Here is a 22,127-nt window from a genome sequence, read left to right as displayed (position 1 = left end):
TGATCCATTCCGAACTCAGTAGTGAAACGCTTCAGCGCCGATGGTAGTGTGGGGCTTCCCCATGTGAGAGTAGGACACCGCCAGGCTTTAAATCGAGAACCCCGAGCAAACGCTCGGGGTTTTTTTATGCCTGAAAAACAAACGCGTTACTGGTTAATCGTTATTGGTTATTGGAAAAAAAGAAAAGACCACTTCGAGCAACGAATAACGATTAACGAATAACGACCAACGATCTCGCCTTTCCATACTCATCGCCGTATAATTGCGGAATGAATGATGTTATCGAATCAAAGAACCTGTCTTATTTTCATAGCTTTCGCCTGCCTACAGAAGCGAAACAAGTTATTGTGCTTGACGATCTCTCACAGCTTAATTCCATACCGGGCCAAGCCTATATATTAGGTGCCGGATCAAATACTCTATTTCTTGAAAATGTCGAGTTTCCGATTCTACATGTGTGTTTAAAGGGCATCGAGATCCATGAAAGTTTGGATTTTTGGCGGGTGGATGTTGCAGCGGGAGAGAATTGGCATGAACTCGTTTGTAAACTGCACGCGCAAGGTATCTTTGGCTTCGAAAACCTAGCCCTGATTCCTGGCACGGTTGGTGCCGCCCCAGTACAAAACATTGGCGCTTATGGTCGCGAAGTAAGTGACTTTATTGAAAGTGTTGAAGTATGGGACCGCCAGAATCAATCTCGGTATACATTAACGAACGATGCCTGTGATTTTTCCTACCGCGATAGTATTTTTAAACAAAATCCGTCGCGTTGGTTGATAACGAGCGTACGGTTCAATATTCCAAAAAAATGGCGAGCTGAAGTCAGTTATGGAGAACTAAAAAGCCTCGGCTTGCCGGTTACGCCTGCAGATATACTTGAAAAAGTTATCGCAATTAGAACTGCGAAGTTACCTGACCCCGCGATTGTTCCAAACGCTGGAAGCTTCTTTAAAAACCCATTAGTTGAGCCTTCTCAACTGAAGCAATTAATTGTTCGTTATCCTGAAATGCCTCATTTCACTAGCCCCTCAGGGAAGATTAAATTAGCTGCGGGTTGGATGATTGATTATCTGCGATTGAAGGGGTATTCAATAGGTGGCGCAGGGGTGCATGATAAACAGGCATTGGTATTAATTAACAACGGCTCGGCTACCGGGAATGATGTATTAAATCTTGCGCGATATATTCAGGATAAAGTTAACGTTGAGTTCGGTGTTAACCTTGAAGCTGAAGTGCGTCTGATAGGTGGACAAGGAATGATTTCACTATGAAACCACAACGATGCGATAGAGTAGTTCAGGTAATAGAGCGACTAAGTGATGGTCACTTTCATTCAGGTGAAGCTCTTGGGGCGCTTTTAGGCGTAAGTCGTACCGCCGTAAGCCAGTATATCAAGGATATTCAAGCCCTTGGTGTGGATGTGTTTCGTATCACAGGAAAGGGCTATCGCCTTGCCGCGCCGTTAGCACTTATCAATATGGAACAAATCAAAGCAAATATTGCGGCTCAAGGTGAGCGGGTTGATAATATCCATCTTGAACGAATCTTAGCTTCAACGAATGATTATATTAAGCAAAATATTGGCCCGGAAATCGATTCTGGTTTTACGGTTTTCTCGGAGGCTCAAACGCAAGGCCGGGGTCGCCGTGGTAAGCGCTGGGTGTCGCCATTCGGCAGCAATTTGTACATGAGTATGTATTGGCGGCTTGATCAGGGTATGAGCGCCGCTATGGGGCTCAGTATCGCCTTGGGCACCGTTATCGCCGAGCTGCTATCTGAACTGGGTGTGTTCGATGTGGAAGTGAAGTGGCCCAACGATGTATTAGTTAACGGTAAAAAAGTGGCCGGTATCTTAATCGAACTCGAGGGGCAAGCTCTTGGTGTTGCTCATTCGATTATTGGAATTGGGTTAAACTTAACGATGCCACCTTGGTTGGCTGATCAAATTGATCAACCTTGGACTGATCTTTCCACGTTATTGAATGGTAAGTTTAACCGCGACGAAGTGGCGGCAGCGTTGGTTATCAAGTGCCGTAAGGCATTGCTGGCGTATAATGAATCTGGGCTCAATCGTTTCCTCCCAAGTTGGGAGAAATATGATCGGTTGGCGAAGCAACCCGTTCGTATTTTAATGGGCGATAAAGAACTGCATGGTATTGCCGAAGGTATAGACGAAACCGGTGCGTTGCTTGTAAAACGTGAAGGAAATTTAGAACGATTCCACGCTGGAGAGGTAAGTTTACGATATGGCGCATAAATTACTTATAGATGCAGGTAATACCCGAGTAAAAGCTGCACTGATGGACGCAGAAGGGCATCTAGAGCCATGGTTGAACGTTGCATATGATGAACTGGCTGGGCACACGATTTCATCGGACGTTGAGAGCGTGTGGCTTGCTGCTGTAAGCAGCAAAAATCGCAAAGAAGTCGTTGAGGCTTGGTTAAGCCAGGTTCCGTCTCTAAAGGTCAATTCGGTGGTCTCTGAAGCGGCTGCTTTTGGCGTTAAAAATTCTTACTCAGAGCCTAATAATTTAGGTGTTGATCGCTGGTTGGCAATGCTTGGTGCTTTTGATGAACAACCTAAAGCAACAGTGATTATTGATGCTGGAACCGCAATTACAGTCGATTGGATTGATGAACATGGACAACATCTTGGTGGCTGGATAGCGCCAGGGGTTAACCTAATGAAAACCTCAGTACTGGATCGCGCTCCAAATGTTTTTGCAGAGATACAAGCCGACGAGCATTGGGGAAAAGCGCAGCAACTCGGACAAAGTACACCAGACTGTCTATTAAATGGTTGCGTGAACACTTTTGTTGGGCTTGTTCGGCAGGCTATTTCGGTTTCTGAAACTGAGCTCGACTGGTTCGATTACCGTATTTTATATAGCGGCGGCTCAATACCGTTGTTACCGGCGGATATCAAACGCAGGGGCGAAGTGCGTACTGAATTAGTCTTACAAGGTTTGGCTTGTTACGCGCGTCAGGAAAAATGATATAAACTCGATACAAAAAAGCACAGCCTTGGCTGTGCTTTTTTTTGCTTACTAGGCTTATGACAAGCGGTCGCGAAAATCTTCGTAAGTGAACTTACGAATGAGTTCGAAGTGACCATCGCGTCTCAATATGCCGATGCCAGGGTGTTCAACGCCGTTAAAAAACGATGTCTTTACCATGGTGTAATGCATCATATCTTCAAAAATTATCCGATCACCTGGCTGTAGAGGATGCTCGAAACTGTAGAGCCCAATAACATCTCCCGCCAAACACGAATTACCACCGAGCTTGTACGTATATGGCAGCACACCCGGCTCTCGCGCATTGGTAATCGCTGGTCGATACGGCATTTCTAAAACATCAGGCATATGCGCAGTGGCGGAAATATCGAGCAGTGCGATGTGCCCATGGTTCTCAATAATATCGACTACTTCAGCAATAAGCGGGCCCGTTTGCCAAGCAACCGCTGAACCAGGCTCGAGAATAACTTGAAGGTTATAGGTTTGCTTCAAGCGTTTTAATTGGCTGATGAGATGCTCAACATCGTAACCTTGTCGGGTCATAAGATGACCGCCACCCAAATTGAGCCATTTCATCTTGTGCAAGATATCGCCAAACTTTTCCTCGACGGCTTCTAGCGTACGCTCAAGTGCGAGCGAGTCACATTCACATAGATTATGTACATGTAACCCCTCAATACCGGTGAGGTCTGCACCCTCTAAATCTCGCAGGCGAATCCCTAAACGCGAACCAGGTGCACTTGGGTCGTAGAGTTCAGTTTCGGCTTCTTGATGCTCTGGATTGATACGCAAACCAGCGGAAACACCGGCGGCGAGCACTTGTTCACGGTAGGTGTGCCATTGCGACATACTGTTAAACGAAATGTGATGCACCAGTGGTAGTAGAGCATCGATATCGGCTTGCTTGTATGCCGGCGCGTAAGCGTGCACTTCGCGACCAAACTCTTCGGCAGCGAGTCGAGCTTCCCACACAGAGCTTGCCGTGCAGCCTTTTAGGTATTCACGCACCAGCGGAAACGTGCTCCACATCGAGAAGCCTTTAAGCGCAAGAATAATATGCGCTTCACTTTCTTGTTGCACACGCTGCATCAATTTTAGGTTTTGCTCTAACGCCGCCTCATCACAGACGTAACAAGGCGACGGGATGTCCGAATTTAAGAACGGGTTTGTCATAGTTGTTAGCGCTTAAATGGAGAATCAGTTTCTACCACCTTCCATGGAAGGCCGTATTGGTTTAAACGGTTCATGAACTCGTCTGGATCGAACTGTTCCATATTCCATACACCAGGTTTCATCCAATGGCCCTGCAGCATCATTGACGCGGCAATCATTGCTGGAACACCCGTTGTATACGAAACTGCCTGAGCACCGACTTCTGCATTACAAACTGCATGGTCACAGTTGTTGTAGATGAAGATTGTTTTCTCTTTACCGTCTTTGATACCTGTTACGTACGTACCAATGCAGGTCATGCCGGTGTAACCTTCCGCTAATGACCCTGGGTTAGGTAACACAGCCTTTAAGAATTCAAGCGGTACGATTTTTTGACCCTGAAATTCGACGGGTTGAATAGATGTCATGCCTACATTTTCTAAAACGCGTAGGTGGGTCAAATATTGCTCGCCAAATGTCATCCAGAAGCGCGCACGCTTAATGGTCGGGAAATGCTTAACAAGCGATTCTAATTCTTCATGGAATAGCAAATACGATGCACGAACGCCAACGCCTGGATAGTCCAGGTCTTCACGAACACTGATTGGATCAGTTTCATGCCACTCGCCATTCTCCCAGTACTTGCCGCGTTGAGTAATTTCGCGGATATTAATTTCTGGATTAAAGTTGGTCGCAAAAGCTTGACCATGGTCGCCACCGTTACAGTCGACGATGTCTAAATAATGTACTTCATCGAAGTAGTGCTTGGCTGCATACGCAGTGAATACGTTGGTCACGCCTGGGTCAAAACCAGCTCCCAATAGCGCCATGATACCTTTTTCTTTGAACTTATCCTGATAAGCCCACTGCCAAGAGTATTCGAATTTAGCTTCGTCTTTTGGCTCATAATTGGCGGTATCTAAGTAATGTACGCCAGTCTCGAGACAAGCATCCATAATTGGTAAATCTTGATAAGGTAAAGCAACATTAATAACCAGACTAGGCTGTACTTTGCGAATTAAATCAGCCACTTCACTGGCATTGTCAGCATCGACGGTGTACACACCGACAACCCGATCTTTGCCCACTTCTTCCTGAAGCTTTTCGCACTTGGAAACAGTACGGCTAGCAAGGTGAATTTCAGAGAAGTATTCTGGCAACATTGCACACTTCTTTACCACTACGCCGGCAACTCCGCCAGCACCAATAATTAATACTCGAGACATGAAATATAACCCTTTTGTTGCGGGTGAATACAAAGGCTAAACGATAGCATAATTTTATTAACACAGCATATTTAGATGATTATTTTAACAGTCTTTAGCGGGTGAGTTCGAGGTATTCGCGGGCTATTTGGCGCAATTGATTCTGCATGGTTTGTTGGCTGCTGTACCCGTAGCGTTGTGTCAGGCGAGCAAGGTCATCGGTGGTATTAAGAATTTGCCCCGGTAGCGTGAGTCCGGCCGCTTTAATAGGCAGCTTCATGTCACACACTGTCCATGCGAACTGGGCTTCAGTAAAGGGCAGGTTGCCATGTGCAAACCCACCGAGTATCTGTCGGGCAACTTGATGTGTGGCTGTTGAGATATTCACGGGCGTATGCGCTTTCCAATCAAGCTCTGCATTGCAATAGTCATGCAAAACACGAATCAGCTCTTGGCTACGGCTGGATAGACCGCTCGCTACTATGGCATTGGGGTAACCACTCGCCATGTTCAATTTACGCCCCATACGAATTATCTGGAAAGATGTTTGCGTCCAGAACTCTAAGACATCGGGGCTGGCACCGAAGCTTGAGCCAAGCGCGTCGATTTTAGCACCTTCTGCGAGCTTGGTAAGATGGGTTAGTAATTGCAGCCCAACGCCTTGACGCCTTACATTGTCATGCACCGCAATTCGCGTAACGCGCCACCATTGCCAATTCAGAACTTCTTGTTGCTGTAAGTAGAAGGCAATGGCTTGCGGTAAAATATTGCCATTTAAACGACGTTCGCCTGCCTTAATCGGCGTATGCAATGGTTCAGGAAGAGGCCCTTCGTGGCTGTACCAAATTACGCCAATAAGTAGGCGGTTACGGCGGGCCAACATTAACCGCTGCTCATTATCATCGAGCAATAAGCGTAAATCATTCGGACTACTTTGATAGTGCGCTTCCAGAAGTAATATAATCACTTCGGTTAAGTCAGTTTCACTCAATTCGCTGGCGTGAGTATCCTGAAACTCTAGCGGTGCTTTCGAGGCAAGCGCCTCAGTTGTCATTTGCGTGTGCTGCACTTGCATGAGCAGAGCATGATTAAGCCAGGGTTCACAGGTGTCAAAAGCAGACCAACGGATGGGCTGCTCGAGAGCATGTGCTTTACAGACTCGTTGCTGTTGTATCCATTCTAAGAAGCGCACCGCAAAGCCTCTGCCACAGCCTTCATAGCCGTCGACGGTGGTTGCAATGGCCCACACTGTAAATCGTTGCGCGAGCTGCTGTAACACATGCATAGGAATGGCAGCAGCCTCATCAATAATCAAGCGAACGCTTTGTGCAGGATAGTCAGACAGCAGTTTGTCCCAAGCCACGAACCGCACTGATTGAGCAGCATGCTCCAGTAACGTGGATACCGCTGATGGACGGGGACCCGTCACGACCAGTTCACGGCCGCGGTAATTACGTATCCACGCCTGACAAGCCAACCCGAGTGTTGTGCTTTTTCCACGTCCGCGGTCCGCCATCAGAATATGGCAGGTTCCTGGTAAATCGATCATGCAGTCGACAATTTGCTTTTGATCAGCGTTTGGCAGTGTAGGCTCGTCGACCTCAGGGAGCTGTTCAGTGCAAAGTTTTTCAGTAAGTCGCTTCAAATCGACATTGGGGCGAATAACTTCGATACGTTCGAAACGATCAGCACTTTGTATCAATCTTTTTTTGAAAGGCGTGTCAGCCGCAGGTAAGAATACATAAAGTATGCCGCCGCCGTTGACAGTTCCGGCCAGCGCAGCGAGCGCATCGGCATGAATGACCTGATTAAACTCTAATAACACAGCATTATTATTGGTGCCAAGATAATCACGGTATCGATGCACAGCGACTTCTGTGGTGTTGCTATCAGATAAGTGTAAAACAGCGTCATGCTGCCTTAAAATGGCTTGTTTATGGAACGTCAGCCAGTCTGATGGGCCGTCAAACAAAAAGACTGCTCGAACCCGAGCAGTTTTTAAATGTTTGGCGATACGTTGAAGGCTCATAACTTACAGGAATGAGTATCCAAAGAACTTGGTCAGCACTGTATTTAAGAAAATGACTGCCAAGATAACTGGGATAAATGTGCCAACAGAGAAGCTTACGTATTTTTCTAACCACGACGTAGCATACGCTTGGTTACCTTCACTCAACTCTGCAGTAAGTTGAGCGCGCTTCCAACGGAAACGAACGAATAAGCAGATCAACAGGCCGTTCAACGGTAAAATTGTGTCATAAAAAACATCGTAAATAACGTCGAACACCGACTTATCGGCACCAGCGTAGCTGGTAAATGTGGTGAACCAGGGGACCAGGCCAAACGAAGTAGCTGCAATCAGTGTCAGAATCGTTGTGGCAATGCCCATCATCAGTAGAGCGCGTTTACGAGAAATATCACGCTTCTCCATTAATGAAGATGTAGGCACCTCAATAATTGAAACGAGCGACGTTATAGCGGCTACAAAAGCCAACAAGAAGAAAACTGTTGCTGCGACGCTGGCGGCAAAATAACCCACTGAATCCGACAACGCTAAGAAGATATTCGGGAAAAATGAGAAAATCATACTTACCGATGAATCACTTAAAGTTTCTGGATTCGTTTCTGGATAGATTGCAAAAATAGCCGGTAAGGTCATTAAGCCCGCAATAAAGGCTACCGCTGTATCTGTTAGCGCAACCAACTTACCGGAGGTAACAATATCATCACTGCGGCGGAAATATGAGCCGTAGGTGATAAGAATACCCATACCCAATGAAAGCGAGAAGAAAGCTTGGGCAAGTGCGCCATTAATTACTGAGCCATCAATTTGGCTAAAATCAGGCACCAGATAAAATTGAACACCAGCCCATGCGTTATCAAGAGTAAGCACGAAAGCGACTAAAAGCAGCAGCATCAGGAATAGCGTAGGCATCAGAATTTTTGATGCACGCTCAATACCTTTGCGAACGCCGCCAACTAAGATGAAATTGATGATGATGGTTACAGCGGCTAAATACCAGATGAAATCATAATCATTAACGAACTTGCCGAAATACCCCTCGGATGCGAGGGCATCGAGGTTACCCGTTAATGATTGCACCAGATAACCAAATATCCATACCGTAATCACCATGTAAAACACAGCAATCATAAACGGCGTGATGGTAGCGAGTAAGCCAGCAATTCGCCAGCGTTTCAAACCTTGGCCAAGCTCGGAATAGGCACGGTAGGGACTATGCTGTGAGCGGCGTCCAAGCCCCATCTCTGCCAACATAACCGGCAAACAAATGAAAGCGACAAACAATGCATAAATAAGTAAAAAAGCACCACCACCGTTTTTGGTGGCTGCTACAGGAAAGCCGACCAAGTTGCCGATACCTACGGCTGAACCTGCTGCGGCTAGTATAAATCCGATTTTTGAGCTGAAATGCTCACGCGCTGCGCTCATAGAGAGAACCCTTGTTCATCGTTATTATAATGGATTGCAAACTGGCCAATCCTAGCGCATGCACAAGGCTCCGGCAAGCAGACCAGACCAATAGCCTGAAATTTGCGCCTGAACAGCCGAACCGGCAAGTTAGTACAGCATGCTATAGAGTTTGCGTCGGTAACTTGCCGCTAAAGGGTCACCTTTTGGTAAAGCATTTAACATGTCCAATGCCTGCTGTTTGGCCTGACCAAAATTTAGATCTTGTCGCAACACAGCAAAAATATGTTCCAGTGCTTCTTCAGCGCGATGGGCAGCATAGAGTTTGGCTGCCAGTTCCAGTCGCAGTTCGTGATTGTCAGGTGCGCGTGTAAGTTGTTCCGCAAGCTGCCGTAGTTCTGGTGAGTCGGCAGCTTGCTTGGCTACATTCAACTTACTCATAACATGCTGAAAATATTGATCTTGGTCGGCCATACGAATAGAGGTGAGTAACTGCTCTGCTTGGTCTAAGCGACCGAGTTCACACGCTGCATGGGCAAGTACTATCTGGGCTTGACTGCTATCAGGATTAATATCGTTGGCCTGTTTGGCCAGAGTATAACCCTGTTCATACTCGCCTGCTTCGACGCAATTTAACGCTTGCGTCACGAGTTCATCATCTACCGTGGGTAAATATTTTTCGATACGAGCACGAATGGAGGACTCTGGTTCAACGCCAGCAAAGCCATCAACCGGTTGCCCGTCTTTAAAAAAGATAACAGTGGGTAAACTGCGAATATTGAATTGAGTAGCCAACTGCTGCTGCTCATCACAGTTAACTTTCGCCAGCACCACCTGAGTAGAAAATGCGGCTGCTAACTTTTCCAATGTCGGCATGAGTTGCTTGCAAGACTCACACCAGTCCGCCCAAAAGTCGATAATGACTAACTTATCTTGAGAGCCTTCAATAATAACGCGTTGAGCGTTTTCCAAATTTATATCAATTACCACAGCTTGAGTCACAGAAACCTCTTATTTAAGAAAACCAGCGCATTAATTTTTGTTTAAAGGACGTGTAAGGAGGATACCGAAAACTAGGATCTATTTTAAAGGGTCTCGTCATTACTGACTTCAAGTGGCTAAAAGTATCAAAACCAAACTTGCCGTGGTAACGGCCCATTCCGCTTGCACCAACACCGCCAAATGGTAATTTGGGGTTTAACATAAACATCAGAGTGTCGTTATTACACTGGTTGCCCGCATGGGTGTGCTCAGTCAGGTGCGCGAGTTGGCGCTGTGAACGGCTGAACCCATAAAGTGCTAATGGTTTGTCACGCTCACGAATAAACTCAATGGCTTCAGCGAGATTCTTGATTTTAATAACCGGCAGAATAGGACCAAAAATTTCCTCTTGCATAACGTTACTTGAGGGGGACACATTAGTTAATACCGTTGGTTGCAAGTACCGTTCTTGTGCATCGGTATCCCCGCCAAAAGCCACGTGCCCATCGTTAAGATAAGCACGTAAGCGTTCAAAGTGTGCCTTATTTACAATACGGCCATAGTCATCAGCCAGTTCTGGGTCGTTGCCGAAGAACTCAACCGTCGCCTGCTTTAACTCAGCGATTAAGTCATCATGTACGGTTTCATCCACCAAAACATAATCAGGGGCAATGCAGGTTTGCCCAGCATTTAGCCACTTGCCCCAAGCTATGCGGCGGGCGGTAACTTTTATATCCGCATCGGCGAGCACCACGGCAGGACTTTTCCCACCAAGTTCTAGTGTAACGGGCGTCAGAAATTCAGCGGCTGCTTTCATTACAATACGGCCAACCCGTCCGCCGCCGGTGTACATGATGTGATCAAACTTGTGCGCCAACAATTCCGTAGCTACATCCGCACCACCGGTTACCACATGCACGGCTTCCGGTGCCAGATAATCCGGTAGTAAGCGCTCGATTAGGTCGGCCGTGCGCGGTGCGAGTTCGGAGGGCTTCACAACAGCGCAGTTTCCAGCTGCGAGAGCAGCAACCAACGGGCTAAGTAGTAGCTGTAATGGATAATTCCATGCGCCGATAATTAGTACCACACCGAGTGGTTCCGGGTATAAATGGCTACGGCCCGGCCATGCTAAAAGTGGTTGTGAAACGCGAGTAGGGCGCATCCACTTTTTTAAATGTTTGGCTGTATGCCGAATATCACTGCGTAAATAGCCGAGCTCAGTGAGCCAGCCCTCGGCATTGGACTTGCCTAAATCTGCATTCAACGCTTGTAACAGATCGCGTTCATGCATTTCGAGCATACTTTCCAACTGTTTCAGTTGTTGTAAGCGCCATGCTAGTGGTCGCGTTAATCCGCTGTCGTAGCTTGCGCGTAAACGCTGTAACTGCGTTGTTATTGAGGAACTCATGCAAGACCGCCTAATGTGATGTTTTTAGTTTCTTGATATTCCGCCAAACCATAGCGCGAACCTTCACGACCGATGCCTGATTCTTTGACCCCGCCAAATGCATTGTAAGCATGCGAGATAGCGCCGGTATTAATACCTAACATACCGCATTCCAGCTGTTCGCTGACGCGTTGAATACGCGCATAGTCTTGTGCACAGAAATAACCAGCCAAACCAAACGGTGTATCATTGGCAAGCTGCACACCCTGAGCTTCATCGGTAAAGGTTTGTACGGCAATGACAGGACCAAAAATTTCTTCTTGGGCGATGCGCATGGTGTGTTTGACACCTGTGACTAACGTGGGTGCATAAAAAAGCTCGCCCAGTTCACTCAGCACACGGCCGCCAGTTTTAATCTTCGCACCTGCCGCCGTTGCGTCTTCAATTAATTCTGTGACCTTGCTAATGGCGCCTGCATCTATCAAGGGCCCGTAATCAACGTCATCAGCGTCACCTGGGGCCACTTTTATGCCACTTAGAGCGCTTTCTAACTTTTCAATAAAGGCATCGTGAATATTTTCTTGCACCAGCACACGATTAGCGCTGATGCAGGTTTGGCCGGCATTGCGGAATTTACATGCAATAAGCTCTTTAACAGCGACGTCTAGATCAGCGTCATCAAAGACCACAAAGGGGGCATTACCGCCCAACTCCAACGACACTTTTTTCATCGTGCCCGCACATTGCTCCATAAGTTTTTTACCTATAGCTGTCGAGCCAGTAAAGGTAAACTTGCGTATCCGTGGGTGTTGTGTGAACACCTCACCGACTTCGCGCGAGTGGGTGGTGGGCACGAAATTAATAACGCCATCCGGAATGCCGACTTCACTTGCTAATTGAGCCAGTGCCAAAGCCGATAACGGCGTTAGCTGTGGCGGCTTAACCACAATTGTGCACCCTGCAGCAAGCGCAGGCGCTACTTTGCGGGTAATCATTGCGTTTGGAAAGTTCCACGGGGTAATCGCTGCACAAACACCAACGGGTTGCTTGATAATCCAACTGCGCTTATCTGCTGAACTCACCGGCAGCACGTCGCCATAATTACGTTCAGCTTCGCCCGCGAACCAATCGACAAAACTCGCACCATATTCCACTTCACCAATCGCCTCTGCAATTGGTTTACCTTGTTCGGCACTCATCAGTTCGCCAAGGGCCTGTTTATTGTCCATCATGCTTTGATACCAACGACGCAGGAGATCAGCACGTTGTTTCGCAGTTTTTGCTCGCCATAACGGAAGTGCTTTATGAGCAGCCTCAACTGCGCGCTCAGCAAGCGCCGCATCGCCATTGGCCACATCAGCCAAGGTGTCGCCGTTAGCTGGGTTGGTAACGGCAAAGCGCTCGTCTGTAGGTATCCAATGTCCATCAATAAACGCGTTCGTTTGAATCAGTGATCGCATAGTGTGGGTTGGCATAAGCATTCCTAATTTATTTAAATGTATAACAGAGTATTAGGCTTATACGTCATAAGTTCAATGCTAGTTTAACTTGTGTTCTTTTAACATTTAGCGTATAGTTCGCGGCCTCAGGGTCATTACCGCTATTGATGGGAGCGGACTTACCCCTGAATTTGCTGGGGTAACAGCGCCTATTTCCTGCCAGAGTGTTCATCGTGTTCTGTAGCGTGGCGTATATCAACCCCCTTTATATACGCAATACAGAAACATGTGAGAAAAATATGTCTGAAGTAATGACTGGCCAATCGTTTGCCGATTTGGGCCTGCCCGCTGTTGTGCTTAAACAGTTAGAAAAAATGAATTTTACCCAACCAACGCCAATCCAATTGCAGGCCATTCCCGCACTTATGGAAGGCAAAAACGTGCTTGGCGAAGCGCAAACAGGTACCGGTAAAACCGCTGCTTTTGGTTTGCCTGGCTTAAGCATGCTTGATGCTAACGAACGTAGCACCCAATTATTGGTTGTTGCGCCGACCCGCGAACTTGCAATGCAGGTTGCCGAAGCTATCAACGAATTTGCTAATCAAATACGTGGCCTCGAAGTCACCACGGTATATGGCGGCGCTGCATTTGGTCCACAAATAAAAGCATTACGCGGTGGCGCTCAAGTGGTTGTTGGTACCCCAGGGCGCTTACTCGACTTGCTTAAAAAGGGTGTATTGAACTTAAACGCGTTACGTTTTGCTGTACTTGATGAAGCCGATGAAATGTTGAATATGGGCTTTATTGACGATATTGAAACAATCATGAAAGCTGTTCCAAAGACTGCTCAACGTGCTTTGTTCTCAGCAACTATGCCTCCTGTTATTCGTAAGCTAGCTAAAACTTTCTTAGTCAACGAAGCGGGTGAGCAACCATTGAATATCCAAATCGCGGCTCAAACCAAAGCACAGGCGACAATTCGCCAGCGCGCTTGGTTGGTTCGCGGTTTAAGCAAGATGCAGGCACTAACCCGTTTACTCGAAACCCTTGAGTATCAACGTGTACTGATTTTCGTACGTACACGTTCAGACACCATGGATGTTACCGAGCAGCTACAAGCTTCAGGTTTTAAAGCATCACCATTGAGTGGCGACTTGAACCAATCTCAACGCGAGCAAACAGTCGCGCAATTGCGCAGTGGTCGTATTGAAATTTTGGTTGCTACCGATGTCGTTGCGCGTGGTCTTGACGTACCAGAGATTACCCACGTGGTGAATTATGACTTGCCGGGTGACAGTGAATCGTATGTACACCGCATCGGTCGTACTGGCCGTGCTGGTCGAAGTGGTGAAGCAATCTTATTTTATCGTGGTAAAGAAAAACATTTACTACGCACCTATGAGCGTTTAACCAACGGCACCATAGAAAACTTCGAAGTACCGAATGCGAAAGAGCTGAGCGCGCATCGTCAACAAAAATTGCAGCAGCAAATTGTTGATACTGTAGCGGGTGGTAATTTCACTGTATTGAGCGAGATTATCGCAAAAATGCAGGAAGAAACTGGTTTGAATTCAGATCAAATCGCAGCGGCATTGCTTGCGCAGCAGAATCTGCAGCGTCCATTGATTGTTTCTGACGATCCACCACCACGTAAATTCGAAGAGCGTTCGCGTGACAAACGCGATGCGCGTGGCGATAGCCGTGACGGTCGTGAAAAACGCAGCCCGCGTGGTCGCGATGCTAATATTGAATTTGATACCTATCGCATTCAGGTAGGTCGTGAACACGGTGCGCGTCCACAAGATATCGTTGGCGCAATTGCAAACGAAGGTGATATTGATAGTCGCTTTATTGGTCAAATCCAGTTGTTTGACGCGCATAGCCTTGTCGAATTACCAAAAGGCATGCCAGTGGCAGTGGTTCGTGTATTGCAACGTGCTCGTGTGCGTCAGCAACAGATGGGCTTAGAGCTTGCTCCAACTGAGCAAATTACTCGTCGCCCGCGTCCTCCAGGTGGTGAACGTCCAGCATTTAAAGGCGCTCAACGTCGTAACGATCGCCCAGGCCGTAGCCAAGGCGAGCGTCGTAGCCGTCGTCCGCAGTAAGTATTAATGACTACCGGCCAGATGATTTACTCGAATCATCTGGCTGGTATCATATCCCCAACTCTCAGCTTGTTTTAGCACGCCTTCAATAACTTCTTCTGGCACCTCTGGTGAACGAGACAGTAACCAGAAATAATCATGACTGTCGCTCGTTACCACAGAAATCTGATAGTTTCCGCGCTCATCTTCGTGCAGTTGGCTAATATAATAGCCACCGTCAAATGGCCAAAAGAACGTAACACGGTACATGGCTAAGCCAATTGGTTCAGCATGTCCAATCGCTGTTTCCCATTTACCTTCGGCTACATTGTAACCCCGGTTTGTTACTTCAATGGTGTTATCGGAATTCAGCCGATATTCAGCGGTAACTTGGTCTAACCCTTCTTCAAAGCTGTGCGGTAATCGTATAATTTCATACCATTTGCCGAGGTAACGCTTGGCTTCAAAGTCCTTGATGACCGGCGCCACGGGTGTTGGTGCGCTGCTGCAGCCCATCAGTACCATGCCAGCTAAAACCGCTGATATAAAATGTTTCATATGAAGTCCCTATAGATGATTGATAGAGCCCAAGTAAAGTTTCGCTTGTTGCACTAACTCCTGCTGTTGTTCAGGAGAACGTTTTTGCCACTGATTCAAAATCAAACCCATACGTGGATTGTTGCTAAGCTTGTGTTGATGTTCATTGATGAAATTCCAGTATAGGCTATTGAACGGGCATGCGTTATCCCCAGTACGTTGGTTCACATCGTAATGACAGTTGGCACAATAGTTCGACATTTTATTAATGTAAGAGCCACTGGATACATAAGGCTTGGTGGCCAGGATGCCAGCATCAGCAAATTGACTCATGCCGCGTGTGTTGGGTAGCTCGACCCACTCAATAGCATCGATGTATATTCCTAGATACCAATCATCCACCGCATCTGGGGCGGCCCCAATCAATAACGCGAAGTTACCGGTTATCATGAGTCGTTGAATGTGATGAGCGTAAGCATATTTGAGCGACTGTTTGATACTGCTCGCAAGGCATTGCATGCGTGTGTCGCCAGTCCAATAAAAGTCGGGTAGCGGCTGTTTGTTGTTAAAGAAGTTTAGATCTTCGTAGCCAGGCATGTGATGCCAGTATATTGCGCGGATAAACTCTCGCCAGCCAATAATCTGCCGAACAAAGCCTTCAACTTGGGCAATATCTATAGTGTCCGGATGCTGTTGCCACTGTCGTATTGCAGTCTCCACAACCTCGCGAGGGCTAATCATTTTTGTGTTTAGCGCAAATGATAGTCTGGCGTGATAGAGCGACCAATGGTCTGTGTGCATGGCATCTTGGTAGCGCCCAAATTCCGGCAATAGATTTTGTACAAAGTATTCTAAGAGTTGACGAGATTCGGCACGAGTTATGGGCCAGATAAATTGGTGCGGATTTATCTCACCAATGGTTTTAACGCCGGATTTCTTAATCAGATTCACTAGCGTACCCACATCATCGGCAAAACATAACGTGTTGGTTACTTCATGATGAGTCGGCAGTTTGTTGCGATTTTCTTTATCAAAGTTCCATTTCCCCCCAATCGGCTTGCCGTTTTCCATCAAGTATCCCGTAAGCTTCCGCACGCGACGATAAAAGCTTTCCATCAAAAAATTTTGTTTTTGGGGAAACCATTCACTGAGAACATTTCTTTCGCACAAAAAGTGCTCGGTATCATGCCAGGTCACGGTAAGCGACTGGTGCTCTGCCCACGCTTGTAAGTAGGCGTCAACGCGATATTCGTCGGGCTGTTGAAGATCGATACGTGTTAACTTCGGGGCGAGAGACGTTAAATAGGTTAGGTTATTGCATACATCTTGCTGATTTACTGAGGCATTTAACGTGAGATAAAGAACTTCATGGCCCGCTTTTGTTAATGCCGCTGCAAATTTGCGCATTGCCGCAAAAAAACCGACGACCTTCTGAATATGGTGAGTGGCGTAGTCAGTTTCCTGGCGCACCTCCATAATGACAAACAGCCGTTGCGGATCGACTTCACGATACCAACTGTGTGAAGCGTTGAGCTGGTCACCTAAAATCAATGCGATGCGCTCGAACGAACTGGAAGTAAGTACGCTTGGGTCGAGTAGGCAGCCATCAGGTTCTGAAGATAAACTAGTCATATGTTAAAACTGCGCTAAGTTATAAGTATATCATTAGATATTACGTGTTTTAGCATGGCGAGATCACTGAAAATTTGGCATTATACTCGCTATTAAACAAGGCCAACGTCAGGCAGGGAAATCATGCAACCAGTTAACATCATTTGTATAAAGTGGGGTAAGAAATACGGGTCGGATTACGTCAATACATTGTATTCGATGGTTAGTCGCAATATTTCGTTGCCGTTTCGATTCGTATGTTTGACTGACGATGCTGAAGGTATTCGCGATGAAGTTGAGGTGAAGCCAATACCGGAAATTGGTTTTGAAGATTTTGATAAGCGCAAGCCATGGACGTTTGCACATGGTTGGTTAAAGCTTACCTGTTTTGCTGATCCGCTGTATGACTTACAAGGGCCAACACTTTTTCTAGATCTTGATATAGTGATTGTTGGAAGTTTAGACGAGTTCTTTGAGCCTGAAGGCGAATTCTTAGTCATCAAAGAATGGGATAAATCTGATGCGACCGGTAATACTTCGGTATTCCGATTTAATATTGGCGCCCATGTGGATGCACTCGAACACCTGAAGAATGATCCAGTCGGTTCACGTAAAGACGTTCGTAATGAACAAGAATTCATTACGCAGTTTGTAGCGCGTCAAGGGAAGCTTAAATACTGGCCGGCCGAGTGGTGCCGTAGTTTTAAGCGTCATTGTTTGCGTCCATTCCCGCTTAGCTTTTTTCAGCAGCCGCGTATTCCAGCTGGCGCTAAAGTCATTATATTTCACGGGCGTCCACATCCGGATGATGCGATGGCAGGCCGCAGTGGTAAGTGGTATAGAAAGGTTTTACCAACCACGTGGATTAAAGAATACTGGCGTTAAGCGAAAATGACATTTGCTTATCGACTGCTGATTCGCTGCGCAACGCCATTGGTATTTATATATTTGTGGGTGCGCGGCAGAAAGGCGCCAGCATATCGGCAGCGCTGGCCTGAGCGGTTGGCGCTGCAAGATGTTCCGGTGCAGGCGCGCGATGGCATTATTATCCATTGCGTTTCAGTTGGTGAAACTGTCGCGGCGAAAGGCTTAATTGAACAGATATTAAATGACTATCCTCACCTTGGGGTTACACTAACCTCGATGACTCCCACTGCGGCTGAACTGGCTGTTAAGCTGTTTGGCGATCGTGTATTTCATGCTTACTTACCGATTGACACACCGGGCTCGATGCGTCGTTTTTTCGATAAATATGCGCCACGCTTGGTGGTGATCTTAGAAACTGAATTGTGGCCATGTATGTTGCGTCAAGCGCAACAGCGAGCGGTGCCGGTGATGGTGGTTAACGCGCGGCTGTCGGAGCGTTCGGCTAAAAGCTATCGCAAGTACAGTTGGCTCGTGGGGCCAATCTGGCCTGCAGTGAGTGCGATTGCGGCACAAACCCAAGCTACTCTGACGCGTTTTATCGAGTTGGGAATGTCGAGCGAACGGGTTGTGGTGAGAGGGAACTTAAAGCACGACTTTCAAGTTTCAAATGAAATAAACGCTAAAGCTGAACACTTGCGGCAAGAGCTGAATAGGCCAATTTTACTCGCAGCGAGCACGCACGACGGTGAAGATGAACAGGTTTTAAGTGCATTTCGAAAACTGCAAAAACATTACCCCTCAGCGTTACTTATTATCGTGCCGCGCCATCCAGAACGCTTTGAAGCTGTGGCTGAAACCATTGCTAAAGCAGGTTTTACTTATGTTCGGCGTAGCAGTGGTAACGCAATCGATAATCAAAGTCAGGTATTTTTAGGCGATAGCATGGGCGAGTTATTGCTGTGGTACGCACTCGCGGATGTTGCTTTTGTTGGCGGGAGTTTAATCGAGCGCGGCGGGCACAACCCGTTGGAGCCCGTTGCAACTCATACCCCGGTAATTTCTGGTCGCCATATATTTAATTTTCAGGACATTTACGATCGCTTGCAGCAAGCCAATGGCGTTATGATGGTGTCGAACGCCGAAGAACTCGCCAGCAGCTGGCATCAATTACTTCAGCAACCGGCACTTTGTAAGCAGTTAGCCAACAATGCAGCGAACGAATTTGCCAATGATCAAGGCGCGACAAGCGCTGTATTTTCGGACATTCGTGAGATGCTATCGGCTCGTACAGGTGCAGCGACTTCGAGGACAGTATTTATGATGCAAACCGTAAAACCGACGGGTGGCACAACGTTATGGTTCGACCCTGAAGTTTTAACTGACTGCAAAAACGACTACTTTGATCCTGATTACTGGCGCGCTCGCAATCAGATTAAAGGCTCTGCTACGGGGCGCAGCACCGCATGGTTTATTAACGCTGCAGAGTATGGGTTATTACTCCGCCATTATTATCGGGGTGGGTTAGTTGGGAAGGTGAACACGGATCGTTTTAAACGCGAGCCAGTCGCAACGAGCCGAGCAATGGCTGAGTTTTCATTGCTGCTTAAGCTACGGGAAGCTGGGCTGCCGGTGCCTCGGCCAGTAGCAGCTCGCTACGTTAAGGCCCCTATTTGGGGGTATCGCGCAGACATTCTGGTCGAAGTTATCCCTGACGCTCAGGACACCTTTAAACTGCTACAACAGCGACAATTAGACGACCATGAATGGGACAGCCTTGGGCTGGCTATAAAACAACTGCACCATCATCAGGTTTATCATTCTGACTTGAATTGTCATAACTTGATGCTTGATAAAGCCGGCAAAGCTTGGATAGTTGATTTTGATAAATGTGAAATAAGAGCAGAAGGCGATTGGCGTGAAAAAAATATACAGCGATTGCTGCGCTCCTTCAGAAAAGAGCTAACGAAGGCGACAGAGGCCAACCAAGTATTTCATTGGGATGAAACACGTGATTGGCCTAAACTTATTGTCGGCTATTCGCGAATTTGACCGTTACCGGTAACCACGAATTTTTCAGTTGTTAGCGCTTGTAAACCCATTGGGCCATAAGCGTGCAATTTGCTGGTAGAAATACCAATTTCTGCACCCAAACCAAGCTGACCACCATCACTGAATCGTGACGAGGTGTTTGCCATGGTTACAGCCGAGTCAATTTCGCGGATGAAACGATCTGCTGCGGCTTGGTTTTCAGTCACAATGACTTCAGTGTGGCCGCTACCAAACGTGTGAATGTGATCCAAAGCTGCATCAAAATCAGGAACACTACGCACTGCGATTTCGAGCGCGAGGTACTCTTCACCGTAGGCATCATCGGCAATCACATCGGCACCTTCAAAGTATTCAGCTGAAGCTGCGTCAGCGTGAATAATTACATTCTTTTCAGCTAAGGCCGCAGCGGCTTTGGGTAGAAAGCTCGTTGCAATTTCTTGATGCACGACCAAACCTTCCAGAGCGTTACACACACCCGTTCGTTGTGTTTTACCGTTCAACAAAATGTTCAGAGCCTTCTCTTGGTCGGCATCTTTGTCGACGTACAAGTGGCAAACGCCCTTGTAATGCTGAATGACAGGAATCTTGCTGTTATCACTGACAAAGTGGATGAGGCCTTCACCACCACGTGGAATGACCAAGTCAATGTATTTGTCTTGTTTTAGCAGTTCGGTCATAAGCTCACGATCGGGGCTTGGCACGACAGTGATAACGTCTTCCGGTAAGTCACTATCGCGTAGCGCCTTATGTAATGCTTTGGCAATAGCTTTACTGGTTTCAATCGCTTCACGGCCACAACGCAGGATAACTGCGTTACCCGATTTGAAACATAACGCACCGGCATCGGCTGTTACATTTGGGCGTGCTTCGTAAATCATGCAAATGACACCAAGTGGAATTCTCATTTTGTCCACTTGAATACCATTTGGGCGTGTCACAAATGGTGTACGTTCGCCAACTGGGTCGGCCAGTTCGATAATTTCTTCAATCGCTGTCGCCATACCTTCAATGCGTTCAGCGTTTAATTGCAGCCGATCGAGCATTGCATCAGAAAGGCCTTTATCACGGCCTGCAGCCATGTCTTTTTCGTTAACTTCTAATATGTCACTTTGCATGTCACGGATGGCATCAGCCATGCGTTGTAGTACCTGATTCTTTTTTGCTTCAGATAAATTTGCGACTGCGCGTGCCGCAACGGCGGCGCGTTTTGAAATTTGTTCTGCTAACTGGTTACTCATTCGTCCTCCAGAATCATTAAATCGTTGCTCTCAATCACTTCCGAGATAGGGCTGTAGCCGTAAGCTTCAGCGATGTCGCTGACTTCTTGCCCTTTTATATGCATCAACTCGTGCGAACTGTATTGGCAAATACCTTTGCCAATGGCTTCGGCGTTACTTGCGCTGCGAATGACAACTGCATCACCACGGTTAAAGTCGCCTTGAACATCTATAATGCCGCTAATTGTTAACGACTCGCCGCGATTAAGTGCATCGGCTGAAACATCATCAATGACTAACTCACCTTGAGAAATTAATGTATGGCGAAGCCAATGTTTCTTATTACTCATTGGGTCTTGCTGACGCTTAAATAACGTGCCCGGATTGTTGCCGCGGAGCAAATGCTCAAACGTGGCACCTTTGCGGCCGTTCACTATATAGGTGTCGATACCATGAGACGTTGCTTTCTCGGCTGCCTCTATCTTGGTACGCATGCCGCCAGTTGCGATTTTATTTGTTGTTCCGCCAGCGAGTGCGAAGATTTCTTCAGTAATCTCATCGACGACTGGAATCTTTTTAGCATCAGGTTTAACCCGTGGATCAGCATCGAAAAGACCGTCAATATCGGAGCAGATAATCAGCGCGTCAGCATCAACTAGAGTTGCGACCATGGCTGCCAAATTATCGTTATCACCAACTTTCATTTCGTCGGTGGCAAGTGCGTCATTTTCATTTACGATAGGTAATACATTGTGTTCTAACAATGTACGTAATGTGTTTCGAACGCTCACGTAGCGAGCGCGGTCGCGCAAGTCACCGTGCGTTAGCAACACTTGGGCACATGAAAAGTCAAAAAACCGTGACCAATTTGCCATCATGTCGGTTTGTCCGACAGCGGCCATTGCCTTTTTTATGGTAACTGGCAGCTTATCACCGTCATAGCTGATATGCTTCCGGCCTGCTGCAGCACTGCCTGATGAGACAAGAACTATCTCTTGACCACGTTCATGGCACTCGATAATAAACCGAGCTATGGCTAATAAATATTTACTGCTCGTTCCTGCGTCGTCTGGCGCGATTAATGCACTGCCTACTTTTAGTACAGCGCGTCGCCAGGAAGGCATCTCCATAACTACTCCCTCTTGAAAAAA

17 protein-coding genes are annotated in these 22,127 nt (G+C 47.1%); 6 read left to right on the top strand and 11 right to left on the bottom strand.

Annotated features, from left to right (window positions below):
* The first annotated feature begins 269 nt into the window (after window positions 1–269).
* Genes murB through ACN0UN_RS08300 form a run of 3 tightly spaced genes read left to right on the top strand, consistent with a single transcriptional unit; the run spans window position 270 to window position 2,996 of the window.
* Complete coding sequence (murB, locus tag ACN0UN_RS08310; protein ID WP_417659565.1) at window positions 270–1,271, top strand: UDP-N-acetylmuramate dehydrogenase; 1,002 nt, start codon at window positions 270–272, stop codon at window positions 1,269–1,271.
* A complete protein-coding gene (gene birA, locus ACN0UN_RS08305; protein ID WP_417659564.1) occupies window positions 1,268–2,257 on the top strand; it encodes a bifunctional biotin--[acetyl-CoA-carboxylase] ligase/biotin operon repressor BirA in 990 nt (329 codons plus the stop codon). Before murB ends, birA begins: the two co-directional genes overlap by 4 nt.
* Window positions 2,247–2,996 carry a type III pantothenate kinase gene (locus ACN0UN_RS08300; RefSeq protein ID WP_417659563.1) on the top strand — a complete coding sequence of 250 codons (750 nt, stop codon included), beginning with the start codon at window positions 2,247–2,249 and terminating at the stop codon, window positions 2,994–2,996. Before birA ends, ACN0UN_RS08300 begins: the two co-directional genes overlap by 11 nt.
* Window positions 2,997–3,053: 57 nt before the next feature.
* Here ACN0UN_RS08300 and nspC read toward each other — a convergent pair whose 3' ends face one another.
* The 7 genes from nspC to ACN0UN_RS08265 all read right to left on the bottom strand — a co-directional run bounded on the left by nspC (window position 3,054) and on the right by ACN0UN_RS08265 (window position 12,647).
* On the bottom strand, window positions 3,054–4,190 hold the full coding sequence (gene nspC, locus ACN0UN_RS08295; protein ID WP_417659562.1) for a carboxynorspermidine decarboxylase: 1,137 nt from the start codon (window positions 4,188–4,190) through the stop codon (window positions 3,054–3,056).
* A gap of 5 nt (window positions 4,191–4,195) precedes the next feature.
* On the bottom strand, window positions 4,196–5,395 hold the full coding sequence (locus ACN0UN_RS08290; protein ID WP_417659561.1) for a saccharopine dehydrogenase family protein: 1,200 nt from the start codon (window positions 5,393–5,395) through the stop codon (window positions 4,196–4,198).
* 94 nt (window positions 5,396–5,489) lie between these two features.
* Window positions 5,490–7,403, bottom strand: coding sequence for a GNAT family N-acetyltransferase (locus ACN0UN_RS08285; RefSeq protein WP_417659560.1), 1,914 nt, complete (start codon window positions 7,401–7,403; stop codon window positions 5,490–5,492).
* A 3-nt stretch (window positions 7,404–7,406) separates the two neighbouring features.
* Entirely contained in the window at window positions 7,407–8,825 is a 1,419-nt protein-coding gene (locus ACN0UN_RS08280) for a sodium-dependent transporter (RefSeq protein ID WP_417659559.1), read from the bottom strand.
* A gap of 129 nt (window positions 8,826–8,954) precedes the next feature.
* Window positions 8,955–9,806, bottom strand: coding sequence for a thioredoxin (trxA, locus tag ACN0UN_RS08275; RefSeq protein WP_417659558.1), 852 nt, complete (start codon window positions 9,804–9,806; stop codon window positions 8,955–8,957).
* A gap of 13 nt (window positions 9,807–9,819) precedes the next feature.
* The gene (locus ACN0UN_RS08270; protein ID WP_417659557.1) at window positions 9,820–11,193 is read right to left on the bottom strand and encodes an aldehyde dehydrogenase family protein; all 1,374 of its coding nucleotides are present in this window, start codon (window positions 11,191–11,193) and stop codon (window positions 9,820–9,822) included.
* Window positions 11,190–12,647, bottom strand: coding sequence for an NAD-dependent succinate-semialdehyde dehydrogenase (locus ACN0UN_RS08265; protein WP_417659556.1), 1,458 nt, complete (start codon window positions 12,645–12,647; stop codon window positions 11,190–11,192). Before ACN0UN_RS08265 ends, ACN0UN_RS08270 begins: the two co-directional genes overlap by 4 nt.
* 263 nt (window positions 12,648–12,910) lie before the next feature.
* On the opposite strand from ACN0UN_RS08265, the gene ACN0UN_RS08260 reads away from it, so the two are divergent.
* On the top strand, window positions 12,911–14,716 hold the full coding sequence (locus ACN0UN_RS08260) for a DEAD/DEAH box helicase (protein WP_417659555.1): 1,806 nt from the start codon (window positions 12,911–12,913) through the stop codon (window positions 14,714–14,716).
* A 3-nt stretch (window positions 14,717–14,719) separates the two neighbouring features.
* On the opposite strand, the gene ACN0UN_RS08255 is transcribed toward ACN0UN_RS08260, so the two are convergent.
* Both ACN0UN_RS08255 and ACN0UN_RS08250 read right to left on the bottom strand, forming a co-directional pair.
* Entirely contained in the window at window positions 14,720–15,253 is a 534-nt protein-coding gene (locus tag ACN0UN_RS08255; protein WP_417659554.1) for a lipocalin family protein, read from the bottom strand.
* A gap of 9 nt (window positions 15,254–15,262) precedes the next feature.
* The gene (locus ACN0UN_RS08250; RefSeq protein ID WP_417659553.1) at window positions 15,263–16,864 is read right to left on the bottom strand and encodes a cryptochrome/photolyase family protein; all 1,602 of its coding nucleotides are present in this window, start codon (window positions 16,862–16,864) and stop codon (window positions 15,263–15,265) included.
* A 123-nt stretch (window positions 16,865–16,987) separates the two neighbouring features.
* Here ACN0UN_RS08250 and ACN0UN_RS08245 point away from each other — a divergent pair, with 123 nt between their 5' ends.
* The gene (locus ACN0UN_RS08245) at window positions 16,988–17,728 is read left to right on the top strand and encodes a glycosyltransferase (protein WP_417659552.1); all 741 of its coding nucleotides are present in this window, start codon (window positions 16,988–16,990) and stop codon (window positions 17,726–17,728) included.
* A 6-nt stretch (window positions 17,729–17,734) separates the two neighbouring features.
* Window positions 17,735–19,759, top strand: coding sequence for a lipid IV(A) 3-deoxy-D-manno-octulosonic acid transferase (gene waaA, locus ACN0UN_RS08240; RefSeq protein WP_417659551.1), 2,025 nt, complete (start codon window positions 17,735–17,737; stop codon window positions 19,757–19,759).
* On the opposite strand, the gene ACN0UN_RS08235 is transcribed toward waaA, so the two are convergent.
* Window positions 19,744–20,997: a glutamate-5-semialdehyde dehydrogenase gene (locus ACN0UN_RS08235; protein ID WP_417659550.1), complete on the bottom strand. Its 1,254-nt coding sequence runs from the start codon at window positions 20,995–20,997 to the stop codon at window positions 19,744–19,746. The two genes, waaA and ACN0UN_RS08235, sit on opposite strands and share 16 nt — an antisense overlap.
* A complete protein-coding gene (gene proB / locus ACN0UN_RS08230) occupies window positions 20,994–22,106 on the bottom strand; it encodes a glutamate 5-kinase (protein ID WP_417659549.1) in 1,113 nt (370 codons plus the stop codon). The genes ACN0UN_RS08235 and proB overlap by 4 nt, the downstream gene beginning before the upstream one ends.
* Window positions 22,107–22,127 lie beyond the last annotated feature (21 nt).

Origin of the sequence: Pseudidiomarina sp. (assembly GCF_048267825.1) — a bacterium.
GTDB lineage: Bacteria > Pseudomonadota > Gammaproteobacteria > Enterobacterales > Alteromonadaceae > Pseudidiomarina.
This window is presented reverse-complemented; position numbering and strand designations above follow the sequence as displayed.

Bases quoted from the DNA above. Each gene is read 5' to 3' on its own strand.
- ACN0UN_RS08245 (WP_417659552.1), top strand. From the start codon at position 16,988: ATGCAACCAGTTAACATCATTTGTATAAAGTGGGGTAAGAAATACGGG.
- proB (WP_417659549.1), bottom strand. From the start codon at position 22,106: ATGGAGATGCCTTCCTGGCGACGCGCTGTACTAAAAGTAGGCAGTGCA.
- ACN0UN_RS08270 (WP_417659557.1), bottom strand. From the start codon at position 11,193: ATGAGTTCCTCAATAACAACGCAGTTACAGCGTTTACGCGCAAGCTAC.
- birA (WP_417659564.1), top strand. From the start codon at position 1,268: ATGAAACCACAACGATGCGATAGAGTAGTTCAGGTAATAGAGCGACTA.
- ACN0UN_RS08280 (WP_417659559.1), bottom strand. From the start codon at position 8,825: ATGAGCGCAGCGCGTGAGCATTTCAGCTCAAAAATCGGATTTATACTA.
- ACN0UN_RS08255 (WP_417659554.1), bottom strand. From the start codon at position 15,253: ATGAAACATTTTATATCAGCGGTTTTAGCTGGCATGGTACTGATGGGC.
- waaA (WP_417659551.1), top strand. From the start codon at position 17,735: ATGACATTTGCTTATCGACTGCTGATTCGCTGCGCAACGCCATTGGTA.
- ACN0UN_RS08290 (WP_417659561.1), bottom strand. From the start codon at position 5,395: ATGTCTCGAGTATTAATTATTGGTGCTGGCGGAGTTGCCGGCGTAGTG.
- ACN0UN_RS08250 (WP_417659553.1), bottom strand. From the start codon at position 16,864: ATGACTAGTTTATCTTCAGAACCTGATGGCTGCCTACTCGACCCAAGC.
- ACN0UN_RS08285 (WP_417659560.1), bottom strand. From the start codon at position 7,403: ATGAGCCTTCAACGTATCGCCAAACATTTAAAAACTGCTCGGGTTCGA.
- ACN0UN_RS08235 (WP_417659550.1), bottom strand. From the start codon at position 20,997: ATGAGTAACCAGTTAGCAGAACAAATTTCAAAACGCGCCGCCGTTGCG.
- ACN0UN_RS08260 (WP_417659555.1), top strand. From the start codon at position 12,911: ATGTCTGAAGTAATGACTGGCCAATCGTTTGCCGATTTGGGCCTGCCC.
- ACN0UN_RS08265 (WP_417659556.1), bottom strand. From the start codon at position 12,647: ATGCCAACCCACACTATGCGATCACTGATTCAAACGAACGCGTTTATT.
- murB (WP_417659565.1), top strand. From the start codon at position 270: ATGAATGATGTTATCGAATCAAAGAACCTGTCTTATTTTCATAGCTTT.
- ACN0UN_RS08300 (WP_417659563.1), top strand. From the start codon at position 2,247: ATGGCGCATAAATTACTTATAGATGCAGGTAATACCCGAGTAAAAGCT.
- nspC (WP_417659562.1), bottom strand. From the start codon at position 4,190: ATGACAAACCCGTTCTTAAATTCGGACATCCCGTCGCCTTGTTACGTC.